Raw genomic sequence first — 17,941 nt, 5'->3', positions numbered from 1 at the left:
TTAGCACGTGAAATCAAGCCTTCCATTTGTCTTGACCGGTAGGCGAGTCGACGCTATAAGTAACTAAATGGTTACTGAGGAGAGCGGGATGTACCTGTCCGACACCCACACCCAGGTGCGCGAGATGGCGCGCCAGTTTGCCGACGAGGTGATCAAGCCACTGGCCGAGGAGCTTGACCGCGACGAACGATTCCCGCACGAGATCTACGATCAGATGGGCGAGCTTGGCCTGTTCGGCATCGGCGTGCCGGAAGACATGGGCGGGCCGGGCTTCGACACGGTGGCCTATGCCGTGGTGATGGAGGAGCTGTCCCGCGGCTATGCCAGCGTGGCCGACCAATGCGGTTTGGTTGAACTGCTTTCGACCCTGCTGGTCCAGCACGGCACCGATGCGCAGCGTGACAAGTGGCTTGCCGGCCTGCTGGCGGCCAAGATGCGCGGTGCCTATTGCATCACCGAACCTGAGGCGGGCACCGACGTGTCGGGCATTCGCACGACGGCGGTGCGCGATGGCGACGGGTGGGTTCTGAATGGTGGCAAGATCTGGATCCACAATGCGCCGGTGGCCGATGTCGGACTTGTCCTGGCGCGCACAAATCCCGAGGCCGGGCATCGCGGAATGTCGATCTTCATCGTCGACCTGCATGCCGCTGGCGTTTCGCGCGGGCCCAAGGAACACAAGATGGGGCAGCGCGCCAGCCAGGTCGGCGCCCTCAACTTCGACGGGGTGAAGCTTCCTGCAGATGCGCTTCTGGGGCAGGAAGGTCGCGGCTTCCACATGATGATGAGCGTGCTCGACAAGGGTCGTGTCGGCATTGCCGGGTTGGCCGTGGGCATCGCCCAGGCCGGGCTGGAAGCGGCGGTGGACTACGCCCAGCAACGCAAGCAGTTCAAGAAACCGATCGCGGAATTCCAGGGCGTGCAATGGCTGCTCGCCGACATTGCCAAGGACGTGGAAGCGGCACGCCTTCTGGTCCACAACGCCGCGCACAAGATCGATACCGGCGCGGACGCCACGCGCTATTGTTCGATGGCCAAGTGTTTCGCCGGCGACATGGCGGTGGCCCGGACGGCGGACGCGGTGCAGGTCTTCGGCGGCTCGGGCTATATCCGGGGTTTCGAGGTCGAGCGGCTTTACCGCGATGCCAAGATCACCCAGATCTACGAAGGAACCAACCAGATCCAGCGCATGATCATCGCGCGGGAACTTCTTGCCAAGGGAGCTGCCGCATGACCCGGAACGTCGCGCTCGTCACCGGCGCCAGCAGGGGCATCGGCCTCGCCGCAGCCGTGGCGCTGGCCCGTGAGGGCTTTGCCGTCGCGGTGAACGGACCGGCCGACGACGAGGAACTCAAGGCCGCCGCCGAAACGGTGCGCGCCGAGGGCGGGCCCGTGCACGCCGTGGCCATGGACGTCACCGACCTTTCCGCGCATGACCGCGTGCTGGGCGAAATCGAGGCCGCGCTTGGCCCGCTCACGACGCTGGTCAACAACGCCGGCGTCGGCGTCATGCAGCGCGGGGACCCGCTGGAGGTGAGCGAGGCCAGCTACGATCGCTGCCTCGCCGTCAACACCAAGGCGCCGTTCTTCCTGACCCAGGCTTTCGCCCGCCGCCTGCTGGCGCGCGACCGTGATCTGACGCTGTTTCACGCCGTGGTCAACGTGACTTCGTCCAATGCCACCGCCGTGGCCGAACCGCGCTCGGAATACTGCGTGTCAAAAGCCGGCGCCGCGATGTCGGCGCAGGCCTGGGCTGTGCGGTTGGGGCGCGAGAATATCTCCGTCTACGACGTCCGCCCCGGACTGATCGCCACCGAGATGACAGCGCCGGTGATCGCGCAATACGAAGAGCGCGCGAGGGCTGGCCTGACGTTGATCCCCCGTGTCGGCCAACCCGAGGAAATGGGCACCATCATCTCCTCGCTTGCCGCGGGCAAGCTGCCCTATACCACCGGCCAGGTGATCGCCGCCGACGCCGGCATGCTCGTCCCCCGTTTCTGAAAGGACCGCGCCCCATGAAAATCGCCTTGCCAGATGAAAAAGGTGTCCTCTCCGATCACGCGCTGACCGGCACCCCGGTCGCCGAGGCGCGCTTGCCCGCCGATCCGGCCCGCGTGGTCTATTCCGCCGCGCATGTGGTGGCCGATCCCTTCACTGCCAACGATCCCTCCGGCACGGCGACGGTGGATTGGGAGGCGACGATGCGCTTCCGCCACCACCTGCACGGGCTGGGTCTTGGCATTGCCGAAGCGATGGACACGGCACAGCGCGGCATGGGGCTCGACTGGGGCGGGGCGCTGGAACTGATCCGACGCACCAGGAACGAACTGCCCGACGCGCTGGTCGCCAACGGCTGCGGCACCGATCACCTCGACCCGGCGGACGCGACATCGCTCGATGACGTGAAGCACGCCTACATGGAGCAGCTCGACGCGATCCAAGCGCTGGACGCGCGGATCATCCTGATGGCCAGCCGCGCCCTGGCGCGTGTCGCCACTTCCGCCGACGACTACATCCGAATCTACGGCGAGATCCTGTCGGCCTGTGACCACCCGGTAATCCTTCACTGGCTAGGAGAAAGGTTCGACCCGCAGCTGGCGGGCTACTGGGGCAACGATACCTTCGAAGAGACCCTTGAAACGGTCGTCGCGATCATCGAGCAGAACGCCGCCAAGGTCGACGGGATCAAGACCTCGCTGCTCGACAAGGACAAGGAAATCGCACTGCGCCGCCGCCTGCCTGCGGGCGTCAAGATGTATACTGGCGACGATTTCAACTATCCCGAACTGATCGAAGGCGACGACCAGGGCTATTCCCACGCGCTGCTTGGCATCTTTGACCCGCTGGCCCCGGCCGCGGCCCATTCCGTGAACCTGCTGGGGCAGGGCGATGTCCAGGGCTTCCGCGCCACACTCGACCCGACGGTGCCGTTGGCCCGGCTGATCTTCCGCGCGCCGACGCAATATTACAAGACCGGCGTGGTCTTCCTGGCCTGGCTGAACGGCTTCCAGGATCATTTCGTGATGCTGAATGGCGCCCAGTCGATGCGGCCCTTGCCCTATTTCACCGAGATCTTCCGCCTTGCTGATGGCTGTGGATTGCTGCGCGACCCGGAGATGGCGGTGACCCGGATGAAGCGCCTGCTCGCTCTCCACGGTGTCGCCTGATGCGCGATTTCTCTTCCGAGCACTCGGCCTTGGCGCTGAACACCGCGACGCTCGGGCACAACCTAGAAGGTCATGGTGCCGGTTTTTCGCCAGAACAGGTGGTCGACGCCTGTGCGGCGCGTGGCTACGGCGGCATCGTCTTCTGGAGCCGCGAGATCGGAAAACGGTCGGTCGAGATCGGCGACCGGGTGCGTGCCGCCGGCATGCAGGTCGTGGGCCTTTGCCGCACGCCCTACCTCACCGGTCGCGAGGCCGGCAGCGACGCCGAGGTGACGGCCTCCATCGACATGGCGGCGGATCTGGGCGCGCCGGTGCTGACCATTGTCACGGGTGGAACGGAACCCGGCGTCAAGGGGCTGGAGTACAGCCACAAGCGACTGGCGGAGCGCGTCGCCCGTCATGCAGAACATGCCGCCGATTGCGGTGTCTCCCTCGCCTTGGAGCCCCTGAACCCGATGTTCGGCGGCAACCGCACGGTGCTTTTCACGGTGCGCGACGCGCTGGAGATCTGCGACCAGATCGGGACGGCGAATGTGGGCGTTGCGGTCGATGTCTACCACGTCTGGTGGGATCGGACCCTGGCCGAGACGCTCTCTGCCGCGCGCGGTCGCATTTTCGGGTATCACCTCTGCGACTGGCTCGAAGACACTCGCGACATGCTGCTCGACCGCGGCATGATGGGTGATGGTGTGGCCGATCTGAAAGGGATTCGCAGCGCTGTGGAGACCGCCGGTTACAAGGGGCTGTGCGAGGTCGAGATCTTCTCGCGCGAGTGGTGGCAACGACCTCCGGAAGAGGTGCTGGACGTGATCGTCGAGCGCTTCAGGACCGTCTGCTAGGCGGTTCCACGGATTTCAAACAGGAGAACGCAGATGAAGGTCCTTGTGCCCGTCAAGCGCGTGATCGACTACAACGTGAAAGTCCGCGTGAAGGCGGATGGCAGCGGTGTCGATCTGGCGAACGTGAAGATGTCGATGAACCCCTTCGACGAGATCGCCGTGGAAGAGGCGATCCGCCTGAAGGAAGCCGGCAAGGTCGACGAGGTCGTCGCCGTCTCGATCGGTGTCAAGCAGAGCCAGGAAACCCTGCGCACCGCGCTGGCCATGGGCGCCGACCGCGCCATCCTGGTCGTGGCCGCCGATGACGTGCACACCGACATCGAGCCGCTGGCCGTTGCCAAGATCCTGGCCGCCATCGTCAAGGAAGAAGAGCCGGGGCTCGTGCTCTGCGGCAAGCAGGCCATCGACAACGACCTGGGCGCCACCGGCCAGATGCTGTCCGCCCTGCTGGGCTGGTCGCAGGCCATGTATGCCAACAAGGTCGACGTCGAGGGCGACCACGCGGTTGTCACCCGAGAGGTCGACGGCGGCCTGCAGACCGTCAAGGTCAAGATGCCGACCATCATCTCGACCGACCTGCGCCTGAACGAGCCGCGTTATGCCTCGCTGCCCAACATCATGAAGGCGAAGAAAAAGCCGCTGGATGAGAAGACCGCCGAGGACTACGGCGTCGACGTCAGCCCGCGCCTCGAAATCGTCTCGACCGGTGAACCGGCGGCACGTGCCGCAGGCGAGATCGTTCCGGACGTCGATACGCTTGTCGCCAAGCTGAAAGAAAAGGGGATCGTGTGATGGCCGTTCTGCTGATTGCCGAGATCAACGACGGCGCGCTGGCGATGGACGCCACCGCCAAGACCGTCTCCGCCGCCAAGGCCCTGGGCGACGTGACCATCCTGGCCGCCGGCGCCTCTGCCAAGGCCGCCGCCGACGAAGCCGCCACCATCGAGGGCGTTTCCAAGGTGCTGGTCGCCGAGGATGACCTCTATGGTCACCGCCTGGCAGAGCCGGTTGCCGCGCTGATCGCCTCGCTGGCCGGCGACTACAGCCACGTCGTGGCGCCCGCCACCACCGACGCAAAGAACATCCTGCCCCGCGTCGCCGCGCTGTTGGACGTGATGGTGCTGACCGACGTGACCGAGGTCGTGGACGCCGACACTTTTGTCCGCCCGATCTACGCCGGCAACGCGATGCAGACGGTCAAGTCCAAGGACGCGACCAAGGTCATCACCTTCCGCACCTCGACCTTCGACGCGGCCGCCACCGGCGGTTCGGCGGCTGTCGAAGAGATCGCAGCGGGCGACAACCCCGGCCTCAGCGAATGGGTCGAGGACAAGGTGGCCGAAAGCGACCGCCCCGAGCTGACCTCGGCCGGTGTCGTGGTCTCCGGCGGCCGCGGTGTCGGGTCCCAGGAGGATTTCGCCATCATCGAGAAGCTGGCGGACAAGCTGAACGCCGCTGTCGGTGCCTCGCGCGCCGCGGTCGACTCGGGCTTTGCGCCGAACGACTGGCAGGTGGGCCAGACCGGCAAGGTCGTGGCGCCGGACCTCTACGTCGCGGTCGGCATCTCGGGTGCGATTCAGCACCTTGCCGGCATGAAGGACTCGAAGGTCATCGTCGCCATCAACAAGGACGAAGAGGCCCCGATCTTCCAGGTGGCGGACTACGGCCTTGTCGCCGACCTCTTCGAGGCCGTCCCGGCCCTGACCGAAAAGCTGTGACACGGCGGCGACACGCCCCGAACGTTCGGAAAGGCCCGCCACCTTTGGCGGGCCCTTTGCGAATCAACGTCCGATGATCTCGGGCAATATCTCCGCCAGGGGTGGTGTCAAAGGAACTTCGCTTGCTGCGGAGCAGGGGCCTGATTAGCGTCTCGGGATGGCAAAGCGCGACCCTTTCAAGTACTTCAAGACCAGTCCCGAGATCATCCGGCTGGCCGTGATGCTCTACATCCGGTTTCCGCTTTCGCTTCGGAACGTCGAGGATCTTCTGCATGAGCGCGGCGTCGAGGTCAGCCACGAAACCGTCCGGTTCTGGTGGCGCAGATTCGGGCCGATGTTTGCTGCCGAGATCCGGAAACGGCGGATCGAGGCTATGCGATCAAGCCGCTGGCGATGGCATCTCGACGAGATCTTCGTGAAGATAAACGGCGAGACGCATTATCTATGGCGTGCTGTCGATCACGAGGGCGAGGTGCTGGAAAGCTTCGTGACCAAGACCCGTGACAAGAAGGCCGCCTTGAAATTCCTCAAGAAAGCGATGAAGAACCACGGCCGGTCAGACGCCCTGGTGACGGACAAGCTCCGTTCCTATGGCGCCGCCCTGAAGGAAATCGGGGCCGAGGATCGACAAGAAACCGGCCGATGGCTGAACAATCGGGCGGAGAATTCCCATCTTCCGTTTCGACGACGCGAGCGGGCGATGCTCCGGTTCCGGCGCATGCGAAGTCTGCAGAAATTCGCCTCTGTGCATGCCTCCGTCTACAATCATTTCAACCAGGAACGCGGCCTCTCAAGCCGGGACATCTTCAAGGCCAACCGCGCCGCTGCTCTCTCCGAGTGGCGTGGCCTCTGCGCGGCATAAGGGGCAGCCATCCTGCCCTTGGTGAGACCGGTTAGAATTGGTCTGACACCACACGCCCCGGCGTTCAGCAGGCGCGTTTCGCAGTAATCGGCGTTCTGCGCGATGACCGACTGATGCAGCACGGACCAAAGTTCATTCTCGGTCATGCCGGGACGGATGGCGGCGCGCAGCTTCGCCACGCCGTTTTCCGTCGCGCGGAGCGAGGCGTTCACGCATTTCATTTCTTCGTCCGACTTGATCGCGCGGGCCATTTCCACGGGCTGTTGCGCATCGACGATGTTCAAACCGCAGGCTTTCAGCGCAATTGCCGTACCCGCGTTCAGACGCTCCAGCCCAACGGTGGCCCCGGCACCGACAAGCTCGGTGATGATGGCGGTCATTTCGATCGCCCATGTCTTTTCGCGTGCCGCGATCTCCGGCCCCGCCGCGACGAAACTGGCGGTCCTGGACGGGCGTACCTCGTCGATCGTCTCAAAGCCTTCGCCCAGGTGCAGGCAGCCGGTGAACTCGAAGAGGATGGATTTGTGCTCTGTCATGAGCAAGTAGCGCGAAGGGGCGTTGCGCTGGGAAAAGACCTGCATGTTGCGCGCACCGGTCGCGTAGCGGATGTTGACCGGGTCCGACAGGATCACCGCGTCGACGCCGTGGCGCGCCATCTCGCGCCGCACCCGCGCTTGCCTGTAGAGACGCACGGCCCGCAGGTCGATGCCTTCGCTTTCGGGGGCGCGATCAAGAAGTGCAATACCGGACAGATCGCTGCGCTCTGCGTGCCAATCAAGATTCGCCATGTCGTGATCTCCTGCGTTTTCAGCGCAACTTCTGCTAACTCAAGGTCTCGGTAAACGCGTGAAAAAATCGTGCATCTGGATAACCAAAAGGAATGGAACGGTCCCGAAAATCCCTGCCGCCTCTGGATACGCTGGTCTTCTTCGACGCGGTCATGCGCAACGGCGGGTTCACCGCGGCCTCGTCCGAGCTCTATGTCTCGCAGGCGGCTGTCTCGAAACGGATCAAGCAACTTGAGGATTGGCTTGGCACGCCCTTGTTCGAACGCGGCGCGCGCAGCCTGACGGCCACGCCAACCGGCGCAAAGCTGGCCGAGCCGGTGGCGATGGCGCTCGATTATCTCAACGCATCTCTGGATGGGGTGAGGTCGCCCGCCAACCCTGCCGTTCGGATTGCGGCCAATAACGCGGTCTCGGTCTTCTGGCTGTTCCCCCGGATCAAGGCCTTTGCCATCAGCGAAACGTCCTGCCCGGTCGAGACCGTCGTGTCGGATGACCCGGCGACCCTGCTCTCCGACGACCACGACCTTGCGATCATCTATGCCAGCGCGCCGCCCGATGGCTGGCAGGGCGCGAGGATCATGGAAGAGGCGTTGACACCCGTGCTGTCCCCGGCCCGTTTCGACGCCTTCAAGGCCGACCCGCAAAGGCTGAGCCTGCTGGATTATCACCGCATCGCACCGGACTGGATCAACTGGGAGGTCTGGCTCAAGCGTCACGACACATCCGTTCTGTCGAAGCTGCGACGAGAGGTCTGCCAGACCTACAGCCAGTCCATCGGCCGGGCGATCGCGGGCGACGGTATCGCCCTGGCAAGTTCCGCGCTGCTGAAAGACGAGATAACGTCAGGGGCGCTCATGCCGCTTGGCGAAGAACGCGACGTGACGGGTAAAGGGTACTTCCTCGTGCATCGTTCGGGCCGCCCCATTCGCAAGCACGTCGAAGATTTCGCCAGGTTCCTGTCGAGTGTCGATTGATCAGGCGTACAACCTTTTCCGAAGTTTTTTGCAGTTCTGCTGCATCCGCGGCCAAGGCGTTGCCTGCCCACTGCAAAGGATTGCTTTGATCAGTTGCAAGACATGCCCGCGATCAGTTGCAAGACATGCCCGCGCCCATGCAGCTACGGCAGCAAAAAAAACCGCAATGTCCTCTTGGCCAAGCCGGGCTGCCGGCCCGGTCCTGATCTTCCCTTCCGCCGAGCAATCCTTGTGCATCGGGCCGGCTAGGCAGGGTGCGCGATAGGGCCATGTTCCCGGACACGCTCAATCCTCCCCGTGCGCTTGGGCGACCTTCGGGTGCGCCCTACTGTGCACAACGGGAACGGCCTTGATGCCCTGGACCGCGGGGGAGCCGAAAGACCCGGTAAGGCGGGAGGGGCCGGAAACGCTCAGAACCCGCCCACTTCGGGCCAGGAGGGCGGCCAGGGCTTCCGCCGACCGGGCCACGCGCGGGTAGGTTCCGGGATCGGGCCTGCGGGCCTTGGACCCGGCACCTGAATAGAAACGCCCGGCATCGTAGTTGCACTCCATCCCGTGCAGGCGGATCTCATCGGCCCCGAGCCAGGCCGCGAGTTGGGCCGCAAACAGTGCGACCGAACAGCCGTGGTGGAGCCCGCTGGCAAGATCGTCTGAGGCGCCATCTCCGGGCAGGATACGGACATAGTTGATCTCGGCCTCGTCCTTCAGGAAACCCGCGCAATAGCCCGCAAAGACCCGGGTTGCGTTCTTCGCGGCCCTGGCCATTTCGTGACCCTCAGAGGTTGCCAGAAAGCGGCGGTCAGACACACAGTAGTAATCAAACGCGCGCCCAAGGCGCGACGCCAGGATCTGCGCGGCGTTGACACCGATCACGATGTCCCCCCGCAGGGGCGCCAGATCTATGTCTGCAAGCGAAGGCCCGTTGCCCAGAACATGAGCGACGCGGCCTTGCGCCGATCCGCGGGCGGCAAGCAGCTTGGCGGAAAGGTAGACACGCTGCTCAAAGTCTTCTGACCGTCTGGGGTGTTTCGATCCCTTGACATGGCCCCGCACGGCGCCGTCTGCGCTAGGCGTATCCGGGGCGGGACCGGTTGCACAGACCGGGGCGCGAGTGGGTGACCGAACCGGGCGCACGCCCCTGCACGTCTCCGTTTCATACACCTTGAGGATCGGGTCGAGGACCGCATTCGGTGTCCAGTGCCGCAGCATCCAGGCACGACCGGCCTCGCCGGCCTTGGCAAAGCTCTCGGGCGCATGCGCCATCTCGGTCAACTTGGCCTCCAGCGCGTCGAGTTTGACGGATACCCAGGGCAGCGCGGTCTCGTCGGATCCTGTCATCCTGGCAAGGAGGTGGCGGGTGGTCTCGTCGAGCCAGGCGAAGGTTGCCAAGCCTTGAGACAGCGCTTCCAGCGAGGTCAGGTGGTAGCCCCCGGTCACGCACTCGTCGATCTTGGCCGCGGCGTCCGCCGACAGGGCCAGCGCCTCTCTATGGCTGAGATCGAAGCCGATGACCGGCTGGATCTTACCCGATCGGGCCAACCGCTCGAGGATTGCGCGCGTGGCCCGATAGCCCTTGCCACGGCAGGTTGGTGGGGTCTGCGGATAGTCGTGAAGGTCAGAAGGCGTGAAGACGACGCGGGGCAGGGCGCCGCCAAAACCGCTGTTCGCCCCCTGCGGGGTAAAGCGCGCCGGATCCATCGCGTTCAGCACCGGCGTCGCCCGCGGGTAGAACCGCGCGTGTTTCTGGGCAATGACCAGAACCGGAATGTCCGTGCGTGTGACCGGGTCGCGCCCTCGAAAATGCGGGGCGAGCACAGCGGGCTCGCTGTGGACCTGCAGCACCGCACGCTTGCCGCGCATTGCGCCCGCGAACTGCGACAAAGTCGGGCTTTTCGCATCGACGAAGTTGTGGAAATGCAAGATGTCGGCACGTTCGATCTCGGCCCGCACGGCGGTTTTCTGGCTCCAAAGCAGATCATGGGGGTAGGTCCGTGGCTTGGACCGTCCACGGGTCACGGGTGAGGCGGTTGCAACCCTGCTTTCGAAACGCGGGTCGGCCTGCATCAGTCGGTGCAGGTTCCAGATCGCGCCGGCGCAATTGGTCGAAGAGATGTGCAAGACCCGCGTCGGCGTTCTGCGGGGCGCCACGAAACCCGCGAGGTCGGCCTTGGGAAGAGCACTCAGGCGGCTTCGGCGCGAGAGGTTCACGATCTCGACGCCATTCTGCGCGGCCAATTCGAAAATCCTGCGGTACTCCTTGTCGATCGCGCGCAATTCGCGGGCGAGCGGATGGGGGCCGGTCTTGCCAAAGAAATGATCTTCGGTGAAATCGACCCCAAGGAGGCCTACGCGCTTCGCTCCGAAGAACAGCGCAAGCGTCAGTGCGACATAGGGCGAGTTCCGGGTGTAGGGGATGCGCCCATCGGGGGACACCTCGGTTCCTCCGCGCTTGCCGAGGCGCAGCGGCACAACCTCCACCCCCGGCAAGCTGAAGCCGGCGACGGACGAGAAGACGGCACGCGCGCGCGTGGCCTCGATTGCGGCGAACCGCTCGGGCTTGAACTGTGACTTGGGGTTCAGCACGACGAGATAGTCCGGATCAAAGTGCCGCCCGATGTCGTTCACGCCGATCGTCGTGATCTCGGGCTTGCTCGTGAGGTCCGTTAGCGAGGCGCCACAGCCGCAGACGAGGATCGTTTCACCCGCGTGGCAATTGCGCCAGGCCCTGATGTCGTGCTTCGCCGTCATGCCGCCCCGAAATCGTCAAGCTGTTGCAGCGCCCTTTCGCCGTAGGAACCGCCCTCTGCCGCAAGCGCCTTCAGCGTTGCGGTACCCTCGGTACGCTGGTCACCAAGGAGTTGCGCAAGCCCCAGGTAAAAGCGCGTCCGCGCTCCGGCATCTTTCTTGCTGGCAGCAGATGTCAGTAGTTCGACGGCCGCCGAAAAGGCACCCTGGTCAAGGCGCATGATCGCGAGATCGGTCAGCGGCCCCGCGCTGTGGGGCGCGATCCTCAACAGCGTGTTCAGCGCGGCCTCGGCCTCAATCCGCTTTCCGCAGGCGATGTTGGTGAGATGGAGGTGGCGCAGTACCTCGGCGTCCTCGGGCGCAAGACGTCGCGCGGACTCGAGCGCCTCCAGGGCCGAGCCGAAATCGTGGCGCACGAAACGCACAACGCCAAGCTGGCGCCAGGCATCCGCGTCGGCCGGGTCGAGCGCGCAGGCGGCTTCCAGCACCTCGATCGCCTCGGCGTACCGGCCCCGGGCCGCGATCACCGCGCCAAGCTGAACCAGGTGGTCGACGTTTGGCTCGGACAGAGAGATCGCGTTGCGAAAGGCGTTCTCGCTCTGCTCCAACGCGCCCGCAGCCAGCGACAGGCGGCCAAGGTTGGCCCAGGCCTGCTGGTCATCGGGCGCAATGTCCAGGGCACGCGCCAATAGCGTCATGCCCATCTCCAGATCGCCCTGTGTGGCCCGGGCCGAGGCAAGGTTGGTGAGGCATGTGACGTTCTCGGGATCGAGCCGGAGCGCGGAGTCATAGGCTTCGATCGCTTCGTCGATTTGCCCCTCCTGCGCCAGCAGGAAGCCAAGGTTGTTCAGCGCCGAGGCGTTTTCCGGGTCGGCTTCCAGCGCGGCTTCGTATTGCGCACGCGCTGCCTCGGCCTCGCCGTTCATGTGCAGCATCGCTGCGGCATTGTTGAACTGGCGGCTGCGGTCGATTGCGGATTGTGGTTCGCTCATTTGTTGATCCTCCATCACACGACCTGCTTGATCACGCCCTTGGCGAGTTGCATGGGGTCGATATCGGGTTTGGTAATTTCGACGTCGTTCATCGAGATCGGCTTCACCTCGTTGTTTTCGACCTTCACCTTGAGCTTGGCGCCGACCTCCATGCCGGAGCCATAGGTGAAGGAGGCCAGCTTCCATCTCTTGGAATAGAGTTCGATCGTGGTCAGCCAGAGGTCTGCCTTCACATCGGCAAAGCCCGTGATGTCAAAGGTGAACTGGGGCGAGGCCTTGACGCCCACGTCTGCCTCCATCGAGATGCCGGTCGATGGCGTCCATTCGACCTCGGCATTGGCCGAGGCCAGCCCCTTGACCCCAAGTTCGGCGCCCAGTTCCAGACCGGCGCGGGCCGAAACCACCGGAATACCGGCCCCAAGGGCACCCTGGATGGTCAGCCTCAGGCCCGCTTCGGCCGGCACCTCGAACCGCGCCGATCCGGTGATCTTGGCAGAGCTTTCGTCTTCGGGGTTGTAGGTCACTTCGACCGAGACGTTTTTCAACTCGCCCGGGCCGATCGAGGCCTTGGCGGTGAGCCCGCCCGTGATGTTGAGGAAAATCCCGATCCGCTGGCCCGCGACCGCGACCCCGACGATCGGAATGTCGGCGCTGACCGACAGAAGCTCTTTCTCCAGCTTCTTCTCGGGGAAGACCTCGATGCTGTCGGGCAGTTCGACCTTGCCCTTGACCTCCATCGAGCCGTCTGCCTTGATCGTCAATCCCGCGGTGCCCTGCAGCCAGGGGGTGAACTTGATCGTGACCGAACCCGAGCCGAAGATGGTGATGGCATCGCCCGGGTCGCCGTCCGAAACCTTGCCGGTTTCCGGGTCGACGGGCATGTTCGTCGCGCCGACGGTGACCTTGCCCGATGCAATCCCGCGCGCATAACCGGCACTGGCCTCGGCCTTGAACTTGCCATCATCGTAAGAGGCCGAAAGCTTGGCGGCGACGCCGGGGATATCAAGCTCGGCATCGCCGCTTCCCGACAGCTTGTAGGCCTCGCTCTCCTTGACCAGCTTGGCCTTGAGCTTGCCGCTCTTCAGCCTTGGTATCCCCTTGCCAAGGGTCAATTCGCCCGCGATCTCGAACCCGCCCTTGGGGTCGAACTTCATTGAAAGCGAACCTTCGGAGACACCCGGAACCTTGGGCACGACAGTTCCCGCCGCCTCCCAGGTCTCATCTTCGACGGTGACGTTGAGGGTCGCGGACTGGATGCCCTTGATTTGATCGGACCCGATTTTCAGCGTGCCTTTCCCGGTAAACTTGTCATTGGCATACGCCACGTCGATCTTTGCGTTGGCCCCCTTGAAGAGCGCGGGGTCGAATTCGAACCCGCCCTTGACCGAGAACCCGGCCTCGGCCCCGATCCGGCCCATGCCTTCAAGATAACCCTTGCCGACACGCTCGACCTCGAATTCGAGTTTGCCCGTGGCCGAAAGCGACGCACCTCCCGCACCGGCGCCAGCAGTCAGCGTCAATTCGCTGCCGGTCACATTGATCGGTCCCGGCAGGTCGAAATCCCCGCCCGAGAATGTCTTGGACAGCTCAAGCCGGTGTCCGTTGATCGCCAAGTCGATCCCGAGCCCGTCACGAAAGATCTTCGATGTCGGCAACAGGACCGCCCGCGTCACCAGCCGGTCATTTTCGATCGCGGATTCCTTGACGTCGATCGGGCTCATGCCGACCATCTTGACGTTGTTCTTCAGCGCGGCGCTCAGATCGATCAGGGAATAGGAAAAGGGGTCTCCGCCCAGCATCGAGGGCGTGGCCTGTGTCGTTTTCGAGTCGATCTTCGGGGCTTTGCCGTGTGGATCGACCGTGAAGCTGGTGATCCCGTCTTTGGTGCCCTGAACGCCGGTAATGTTGAGCCCCTTGGGGTTCTTGAAGCTGGGCTTGCCGGTCGGCAGGCTTTCCAGCCCGCCTGGAAGGTTGATCCGTCGCGGTTTGCCTGCGCCGCGTCCGAGCATGACCAGAATGTTGGTGTTGCTGCCGACCAGATCGGCTTTGTTTGCCTCCGCCTTGGTCAGCTGTTTCAGCGTGTTGATGTGCTTTGCGTCCTGGATTTCGCTCACAAGCCAGAAGTTGTTGCGTGATTTCGAAAGCTTCAGGGGCGAGGCGGAGACAGTCTGGAAAGTGACGTCCTTGAAAGTGGACTTCAGGTCGCCCGCATCCATGTCGAGCTGCTTGATCAAGGCGGGGTGGACACCGTCCGCTGTGGCCTTGGCCTTCAGCTTCGTTGCGGCGGCCGCGATCTTCTTGCGTATCTCGGCCTGTATGGCAGAGCCGGAAGCACCGTTCGTGGCCGGGTCCAGCAGTTGAAAATTGCTCATCGCGCTGGCGTCGCCCGACAGCTGGACCTCGTGGATGTGGTCGACCTCAAAGATCTCGTTCTTGCCGGTCTTGGCCCAGTTGGGGATGAGCGATTGTGCCGCGATCTGATCGGGGGTGCCGATGACGTAGGATTTTTGGTTGGCGACTTTCAGAAAAAAGCGCTTTGTTCCGTTCTTGGATTCGACGCCCTCGTCTTGGTTGAGCTTTATCTTGTTGGCGTCGACCTTGATTTTGCTCTTCCAGATAGAACGTTGCTTGCTTTCTGCCGAGGTCCGTTTTTCGCGCTTCGCTTTCAGCGGGCCGGACACCGACTGCTTGTTCGCTTCGGCGGGCAGGCGGATGTCCTTGACGGTCAGCGCGGATTTCTCGGCGCTAGTGGCCAGCGTGGCGGAATGCCCGCCAGCAGTCACCGTTGCCGGACCGGTGGGGGGACCTGCCGGTGCAGCTGGGGGGGCAGCGGCGCTCTTCTTGGCGCGCTGAAGCGGGGCCGGGCCTGCCCGACCCATGGCTGGCGCCATCGAAGGCCCCGGGGTCGAGGGGCCTTGTCGGGCACGGGCCGCGCCGCTTTTTGCCTTGGTCCCGGTCTGCTGGATCACATGTGCGGCCTCATGGGCCATGAGCCGCGTGTCACGCGCGCTTTCCGAAGCGCCAAGCCAGATGTCGCGCCCGTGGGTAAAGGCGCGGGCGCCGATGCTTTCTGCGGCGCGGGCTGCGCGGCCGTCCTGGTGCACCTGCACATCGCTCAGGTCGGCGCCGGTCGAGCGTTCGATCGGACCGCGGACCTCGCTTGCAAGTTCGTCGCCCCGACCTGGGGTCCGGACCGCCTCCTGCGCGACCGAGCGATCGCGTTCAGCGCCGGCAGTCTTTTTCTGGGCGGTCTCCTGTTCGCCCTCATCCTGGACCTTGGGCTGGGCGGTTTTTTCTTCCTCTTCGCCCTCGACGGACTTGGCCTGCGCGGCCTCCTCTTCCTCCTCCTTTTCTTCACCTTCCCCGGATTTCTCCTGTGCCGCCTCTTCCTCTTCCTCTCCACCCGCCATCTTGGTTTGGGCCGGTTCCGCGTCGGGCTTTTCCTCTTCTTCGCTGGTCTTCTTGGCCTGGGTGTCCTGTTCTTCTTCCGCCTTGTCGGTTTCCTCGGTTTCGGTTTCCTCCTTGTCGCTGGCACGTTGCGCATGCGCGCCGAGACCGCCCGCAGGCAGGGGGGTAATGCCCGGAGCCCTGCCGCCCTGGATCACCGTGTCCGCCACCCGGTCGGCTTCGCGTTCAAAGGGGCTGTCGGCTTTTCCGACGGCGAGCTTGGTCTGAACACCCGGGATCGCGAAGGCCGGGCCTTGGGTGGCATTGGCGCCGCTTTTTGCGGGCTTGGAGGGGGATGAACCCTTGGAAGGTGCAGGGCCCGAGGTGACTTTTCTGGCCGGGCGCCGAGATTTGTGAGTCATGATCCTTCTCCGTTCAGGGCCTTCGCAAAGGCGGAGAGGCGTGTGGTCTGCGCGCCGCTCCCACCCCTGCCCGGGGCGAGCCCCCCCATTGCGCCCGCCTTCTGCAACTCGCGTTCGAGCCCGCGGCGCAAGGCTTCGGCGTCGATCGGGCCACCTTCGCTCAGCGCGATGCTGGCGGCGGCGCGCACCGCGTTGCGGATCTGGCCGCCCGTGAGCGCGGCCTGTGTCGAGAAATCGCGCAGACGGGCGGGGTCGACGGCGTGGTTGTCGGGAAGGTGCAGTTCCCAAAGTGCAAGACGCGCTTCGGCCGAGGGGCGCGGGAAGGGCACCACCACGTCCATACGGCGCTGGAAGGCGCTGTCGATATTGTCCGGGGCGTTGGTGGTGACGACGACGATGCCCTCATGGCTTTCAAGGCGTTGCAAGAGAAAGTTCGTCTCGAGATTTGCAAAGCGGTCGTTGGAAGAGCGCACGTCAGTGCGCTGCGCCAAGAGACCGTCGCCTTCATCCGCCAAAAGGATCACGTCCAGCGCCTCGGCCTGCGCCAGGATCTGGTCCAGCCGCTTTTCGGTCTCGCCTACAAACTTGTCGACGACGGCGGCGAGGTTCAGCCGGTAGACATCCGTCCCCACCGCGCCCCCCAGAAGCCGTGCGGCCAGTGTCTTGCCGGTGCCGCTGGCCCCGGTGAAGAGCGCGCGGACACCGCGCCCGGCAGAGCCATCCCGCGCGGTGCCAAGGTGGTGCGGCAGCCTTTCGCGGTTCTTGCAACGGGCGCAGAGTTCGTCGAGCAACGCCCTTGTCTGTCCGGGGGTGATCAGGTCTCCCCATCCGTCGCTGGCGGGCATGAATTCGGCCAGGCCGTCAAGCTGCTCGCGGCCAAGCGCGCGTGCCGCGACCTGAACGTCGCTTGGGGTTATCGTGGCGCGCCCGGCAAGTGTCGCCGCCGAGGCCGCGGCGCGGCCCGCGCGTCGCACATAGCCCAAGGGCAATTGGAAACCGTCGCGGATTTCCTCCATTCCCGTGACAGGGCGCTCTTCGAAGGCCTCAAGCCAGGCACGCGCCCGGTCCGTGGCACGCGGAAATGGCACTGTGAGCGTGATCGCCCGTGCGGCGGATAACGGGTCAAGGCCCCCTGACTGGCCCATCGACAGGATCACCGGGCCGATCCAGCGCCCCAGTTCGGGCGGCTCCAGCGTTTCGCCGGGTCCCAGATCGCAACTCAGCAGCGGGATCGCGTCGCATAGTATCGCCGCAGCGCCGATCGTCTTGGCATTGTCATTGTTTGCAGTTCCGGCAATCAGCAGGTTGCGGTCCATTGTCAGGGCAAGGCTGGCCGAGATCTCTTCGATGTCCGCACCGGGCATGTGGTGCAAGACGATCAGGGGCGCATTGATCGCGGCAATTGCGGCTGGCACCCGCGTCAGCTGGTCTCGGAACGACTGGTTGTAGGCCAGGGCATCGCATTTCCTTGCAGCCGACTTGGCGCGCAGACGGACCCCTTTTGGCCAGGCCGGTAGCGCCGCCCCGCGTATCAGGTCCCAGGCAAGGGGCTCTGGGGCAAGGGTCTGTCGCGCCCGTGGTCCGGTCTTTTCGGTTGGTATCAAGAGACCCGCCGCGATCAACGGCGCTACGAGATCCCAGCCCGCTCCGAGCGCGGGGGGACCATCGGACAGAACCCGCGCCAGCGTCTCGATCGAGGGGTAGGGCGCGCCGCCTCCCTGCGCTTCGACCAGAAATGCGCCGACGCGCGCGTCTTCTTCGGCCAAGGCGACCAGCGCAAAGGCCAGGCGTTGCGTGTCGGTCAAGGCCAGAGTGTCGGCGGTCCGGGCAAAGGGAAGGGCGTCGGTTTCGCGGCTGATCAAATGCGCTGGCCAGGCGGTGGTCGGAACGCCTGGCAAAGCGGCCTCGGCGGCGGCGCGATATCCTTCGAGGAACGGGTGGTGGAGACCAAGCGCGGGATGCTCCCGCGCCACCCAGTCGCAGAGCCGCAGGGCGGCTGCGGTCAACCAGAGCGACATCTGCGTGGCTGGGTCCTGCGGCGGGAGTG

At 64.5% G+C, this 17,941-nt stretch carries 13 protein-coding genes; 8 read left to right on the top strand and 5 right to left on the bottom strand.

The annotated features are described in order from the left end of the window. Window positions 1-67: 67 nt before the first annotated feature. The 7 genes from ACQY5B_RS16895 (at window position 68) to ACQY5B_RS16865 (ending at window position 6,586) form a co-directional block, all read left to right on the top strand. Window positions 68-1,234 (top strand): acyl-CoA dehydrogenase family protein, encoded by a 1,167-nt coding sequence (locus ACQY5B_RS16895; RefSeq protein ID WP_420328388.1) that lies wholly within the window; start codon window positions 68-70, stop codon window positions 1,232-1,234. Further along, window positions 1,231-2,001, top strand: a complete 771-nt coding sequence (locus tag ACQY5B_RS16890; RefSeq protein ID WP_420328389.1) for a 3-ketoacyl-ACP reductase — start codon at window positions 1,231-1,233, stop codon at window positions 1,999-2,001. Before ACQY5B_RS16895 ends, ACQY5B_RS16890 begins: the two co-directional genes overlap by 4 nt. 14 nt (window positions 2,002-2,015) lie before the next feature. Further along, window positions 2,016-3,167, top strand: coding sequence for a dihydrodipicolinate synthase family protein (locus ACQY5B_RS16885; RefSeq protein WP_420328391.1), 1,152 nt, complete (start codon window positions 2,016-2,018; stop codon window positions 3,165-3,167). Next, entirely contained in the window at window positions 3,167-4,006 is an 840-nt protein-coding gene (locus ACQY5B_RS16880; RefSeq protein ID WP_420328392.1) for a sugar phosphate isomerase/epimerase family protein, read from the top strand. Before ACQY5B_RS16885 ends, ACQY5B_RS16880 begins: the two co-directional genes overlap by 1 nt. A gap of 33 nt (window positions 4,007-4,039) precedes the next feature. Then, window positions 4,040-4,798, top strand: coding sequence for an electron transfer flavoprotein subunit beta/FixA family protein (locus tag ACQY5B_RS16875; protein ID WP_305971667.1), 759 nt, complete (start codon window positions 4,040-4,042; stop codon window positions 4,796-4,798). Further along, on the top strand, window positions 4,798-5,724 hold the full coding sequence (locus tag ACQY5B_RS16870) for an electron transfer flavoprotein subunit alpha/FixB family protein (protein ID WP_420326889.1): 927 nt from the start codon (window positions 4,798-4,800) through the stop codon (window positions 5,722-5,724). Before ACQY5B_RS16875 ends, ACQY5B_RS16870 begins: the two co-directional genes overlap by 1 nt. Window positions 5,725-5,881: 157 nt before the next feature. Next, entirely contained in the window at window positions 5,882-6,586 is a 705-nt protein-coding gene (locus ACQY5B_RS16865; protein WP_420328394.1) for an IS6 family transposase, read from the top strand. Here ACQY5B_RS16865 and ACQY5B_RS16860 read toward each other — a convergent pair. Next, entirely contained in the window at window positions 6,490-7,374 is an 885-nt protein-coding gene (locus tag ACQY5B_RS16860; protein ID WP_420328395.1) for a M24 family metallopeptidase, read from the bottom strand. The genes ACQY5B_RS16865 and ACQY5B_RS16860 overlap by 97 nt on opposite strands. A gap of 92 nt (window positions 7,375-7,466) precedes the next feature. On the opposite strand from ACQY5B_RS16860, the gene ACQY5B_RS16855 reads away from it, so the two are divergent. After that, complete coding sequence (locus ACQY5B_RS16855; RefSeq protein ID WP_420328396.1) at window positions 7,467-8,348, top strand: LysR family transcriptional regulator; 882 nt, start codon at window positions 7,467-7,469, stop codon at window positions 8,346-8,348. A 285-nt stretch (window positions 8,349-8,633) separates the two neighbouring features. On the opposite strand, the gene ACQY5B_RS16850 is transcribed toward ACQY5B_RS16855, so the two are convergent. Genes ACQY5B_RS16850 through ACQY5B_RS16835 form a run of 4 tightly spaced genes read right to left on the bottom strand, consistent with a single transcriptional unit; the run spans window position 8,634 to window position 17,912 of the window. Beyond that, the gene (locus ACQY5B_RS16850) at window positions 8,634-11,096 is read right to left on the bottom strand and encodes a hypothetical protein (RefSeq protein WP_420328398.1); all 2,463 of its coding nucleotides are present in this window, start codon (window positions 11,094-11,096) and stop codon (window positions 8,634-8,636) included. Beyond that, the gene (locus ACQY5B_RS16845; protein ID WP_420328399.1) at window positions 11,093-12,085 is read right to left on the bottom strand and encodes a tetratricopeptide repeat protein; all 993 of its coding nucleotides are present in this window, start codon (window positions 12,083-12,085) and stop codon (window positions 11,093-11,095) included. Before ACQY5B_RS16845 ends, ACQY5B_RS16850 begins: the two co-directional genes overlap by 4 nt. A gap of 14 nt (window positions 12,086-12,099) precedes the next feature. Then, window positions 12,100-15,894: an eCIS core domain-containing protein gene (locus ACQY5B_RS16840; RefSeq protein WP_420328401.1), complete on the bottom strand. Its 3,795-nt coding sequence runs from the start codon at window positions 15,892-15,894 to the stop codon at window positions 12,100-12,102. Continuing rightward, complete coding sequence (locus ACQY5B_RS16835; RefSeq protein ID WP_420328403.1) at window positions 15,891-17,912, bottom strand: ATP-binding protein; 2,022 nt, start codon at window positions 17,910-17,912, stop codon at window positions 15,891-15,893. Before ACQY5B_RS16835 ends, ACQY5B_RS16840 begins: the two co-directional genes overlap by 4 nt. Window positions 17,913-17,941: the final 29 nt, after the last annotated feature.

This window comes from Antarctobacter sp., assembly GCF_965277915.1.
Classification (GTDB): Bacteria; Pseudomonadota; Alphaproteobacteria; order Rhodobacterales; family Rhodobacteraceae; genus Antarctobacter.
Note: the sequence above shows the minus strand (reverse complement) of the source record. Positions and strands in the feature narration are given on the sequence as shown.

Bases quoted from the DNA above. Each gene is read 5' to 3' on its own strand.
- ACQY5B_RS16875 (WP_305971667.1), top strand. From the start codon at position 4,040: ATGAAGGTCCTTGTGCCCGTCAAGCGCGTGATCGACTACAACGTGAAA.
- ACQY5B_RS16835 (WP_420328403.1), bottom strand. From the start codon at position 17,912: ATGTCGCTCTGGTTGACCGCAGCCGCCCTGCGGCTCTGCGACTGGGTG.
- ACQY5B_RS16890 (WP_420328389.1), top strand. From the start codon at position 1,231: ATGACCCGGAACGTCGCGCTCGTCACCGGCGCCAGCAGGGGCATCGGC.
- ACQY5B_RS16850 (WP_420328398.1), bottom strand. From the start codon at position 11,096: ATGACGGCGAAGCACGACATCAGGGCCTGGCGCAATTGCCACGCGGGT.
- ACQY5B_RS16870 (WP_420326889.1), top strand. From the start codon at position 4,798: ATGGCCGTTCTGCTGATTGCCGAGATCAACGACGGCGCGCTGGCGATG.
- ACQY5B_RS16840 (WP_420328401.1), bottom strand. From the start codon at position 15,894: ATGACTCACAAATCTCGGCGCCCGGCCAGAAAAGTCACCTCGGGCCCT.
- ACQY5B_RS16860 (WP_420328395.1), bottom strand. From the start codon at position 7,374: ATGGCGAATCTTGATTGGCACGCAGAGCGCAGCGATCTGTCCGGTATT.
- ACQY5B_RS16885 (WP_420328391.1), top strand. From the start codon at position 2,016: ATGAAAATCGCCTTGCCAGATGAAAAAGGTGTCCTCTCCGATCACGCG.
- ACQY5B_RS16880 (WP_420328392.1), top strand. From the start codon at position 3,167: ATGCGCGATTTCTCTTCCGAGCACTCGGCCTTGGCGCTGAACACCGCG.
- ACQY5B_RS16855 (WP_420328396.1), top strand. From the start codon at position 7,467: ATGGAACGGTCCCGAAAATCCCTGCCGCCTCTGGATACGCTGGTCTTC.
- ACQY5B_RS16845 (WP_420328399.1), bottom strand. From the start codon at position 12,085: ATGAGCGAACCACAATCCGCAATCGACCGCAGCCGCCAGTTCAACAAT.
- ACQY5B_RS16895 (WP_420328388.1), top strand. From the start codon at position 68: ATGGTTACTGAGGAGAGCGGGATGTACCTGTCCGACACCCACACCCAG.
- ACQY5B_RS16865 (WP_420328394.1), top strand. From the start codon at position 5,882: ATGGCAAAGCGCGACCCTTTCAAGTACTTCAAGACCAGTCCCGAGATC.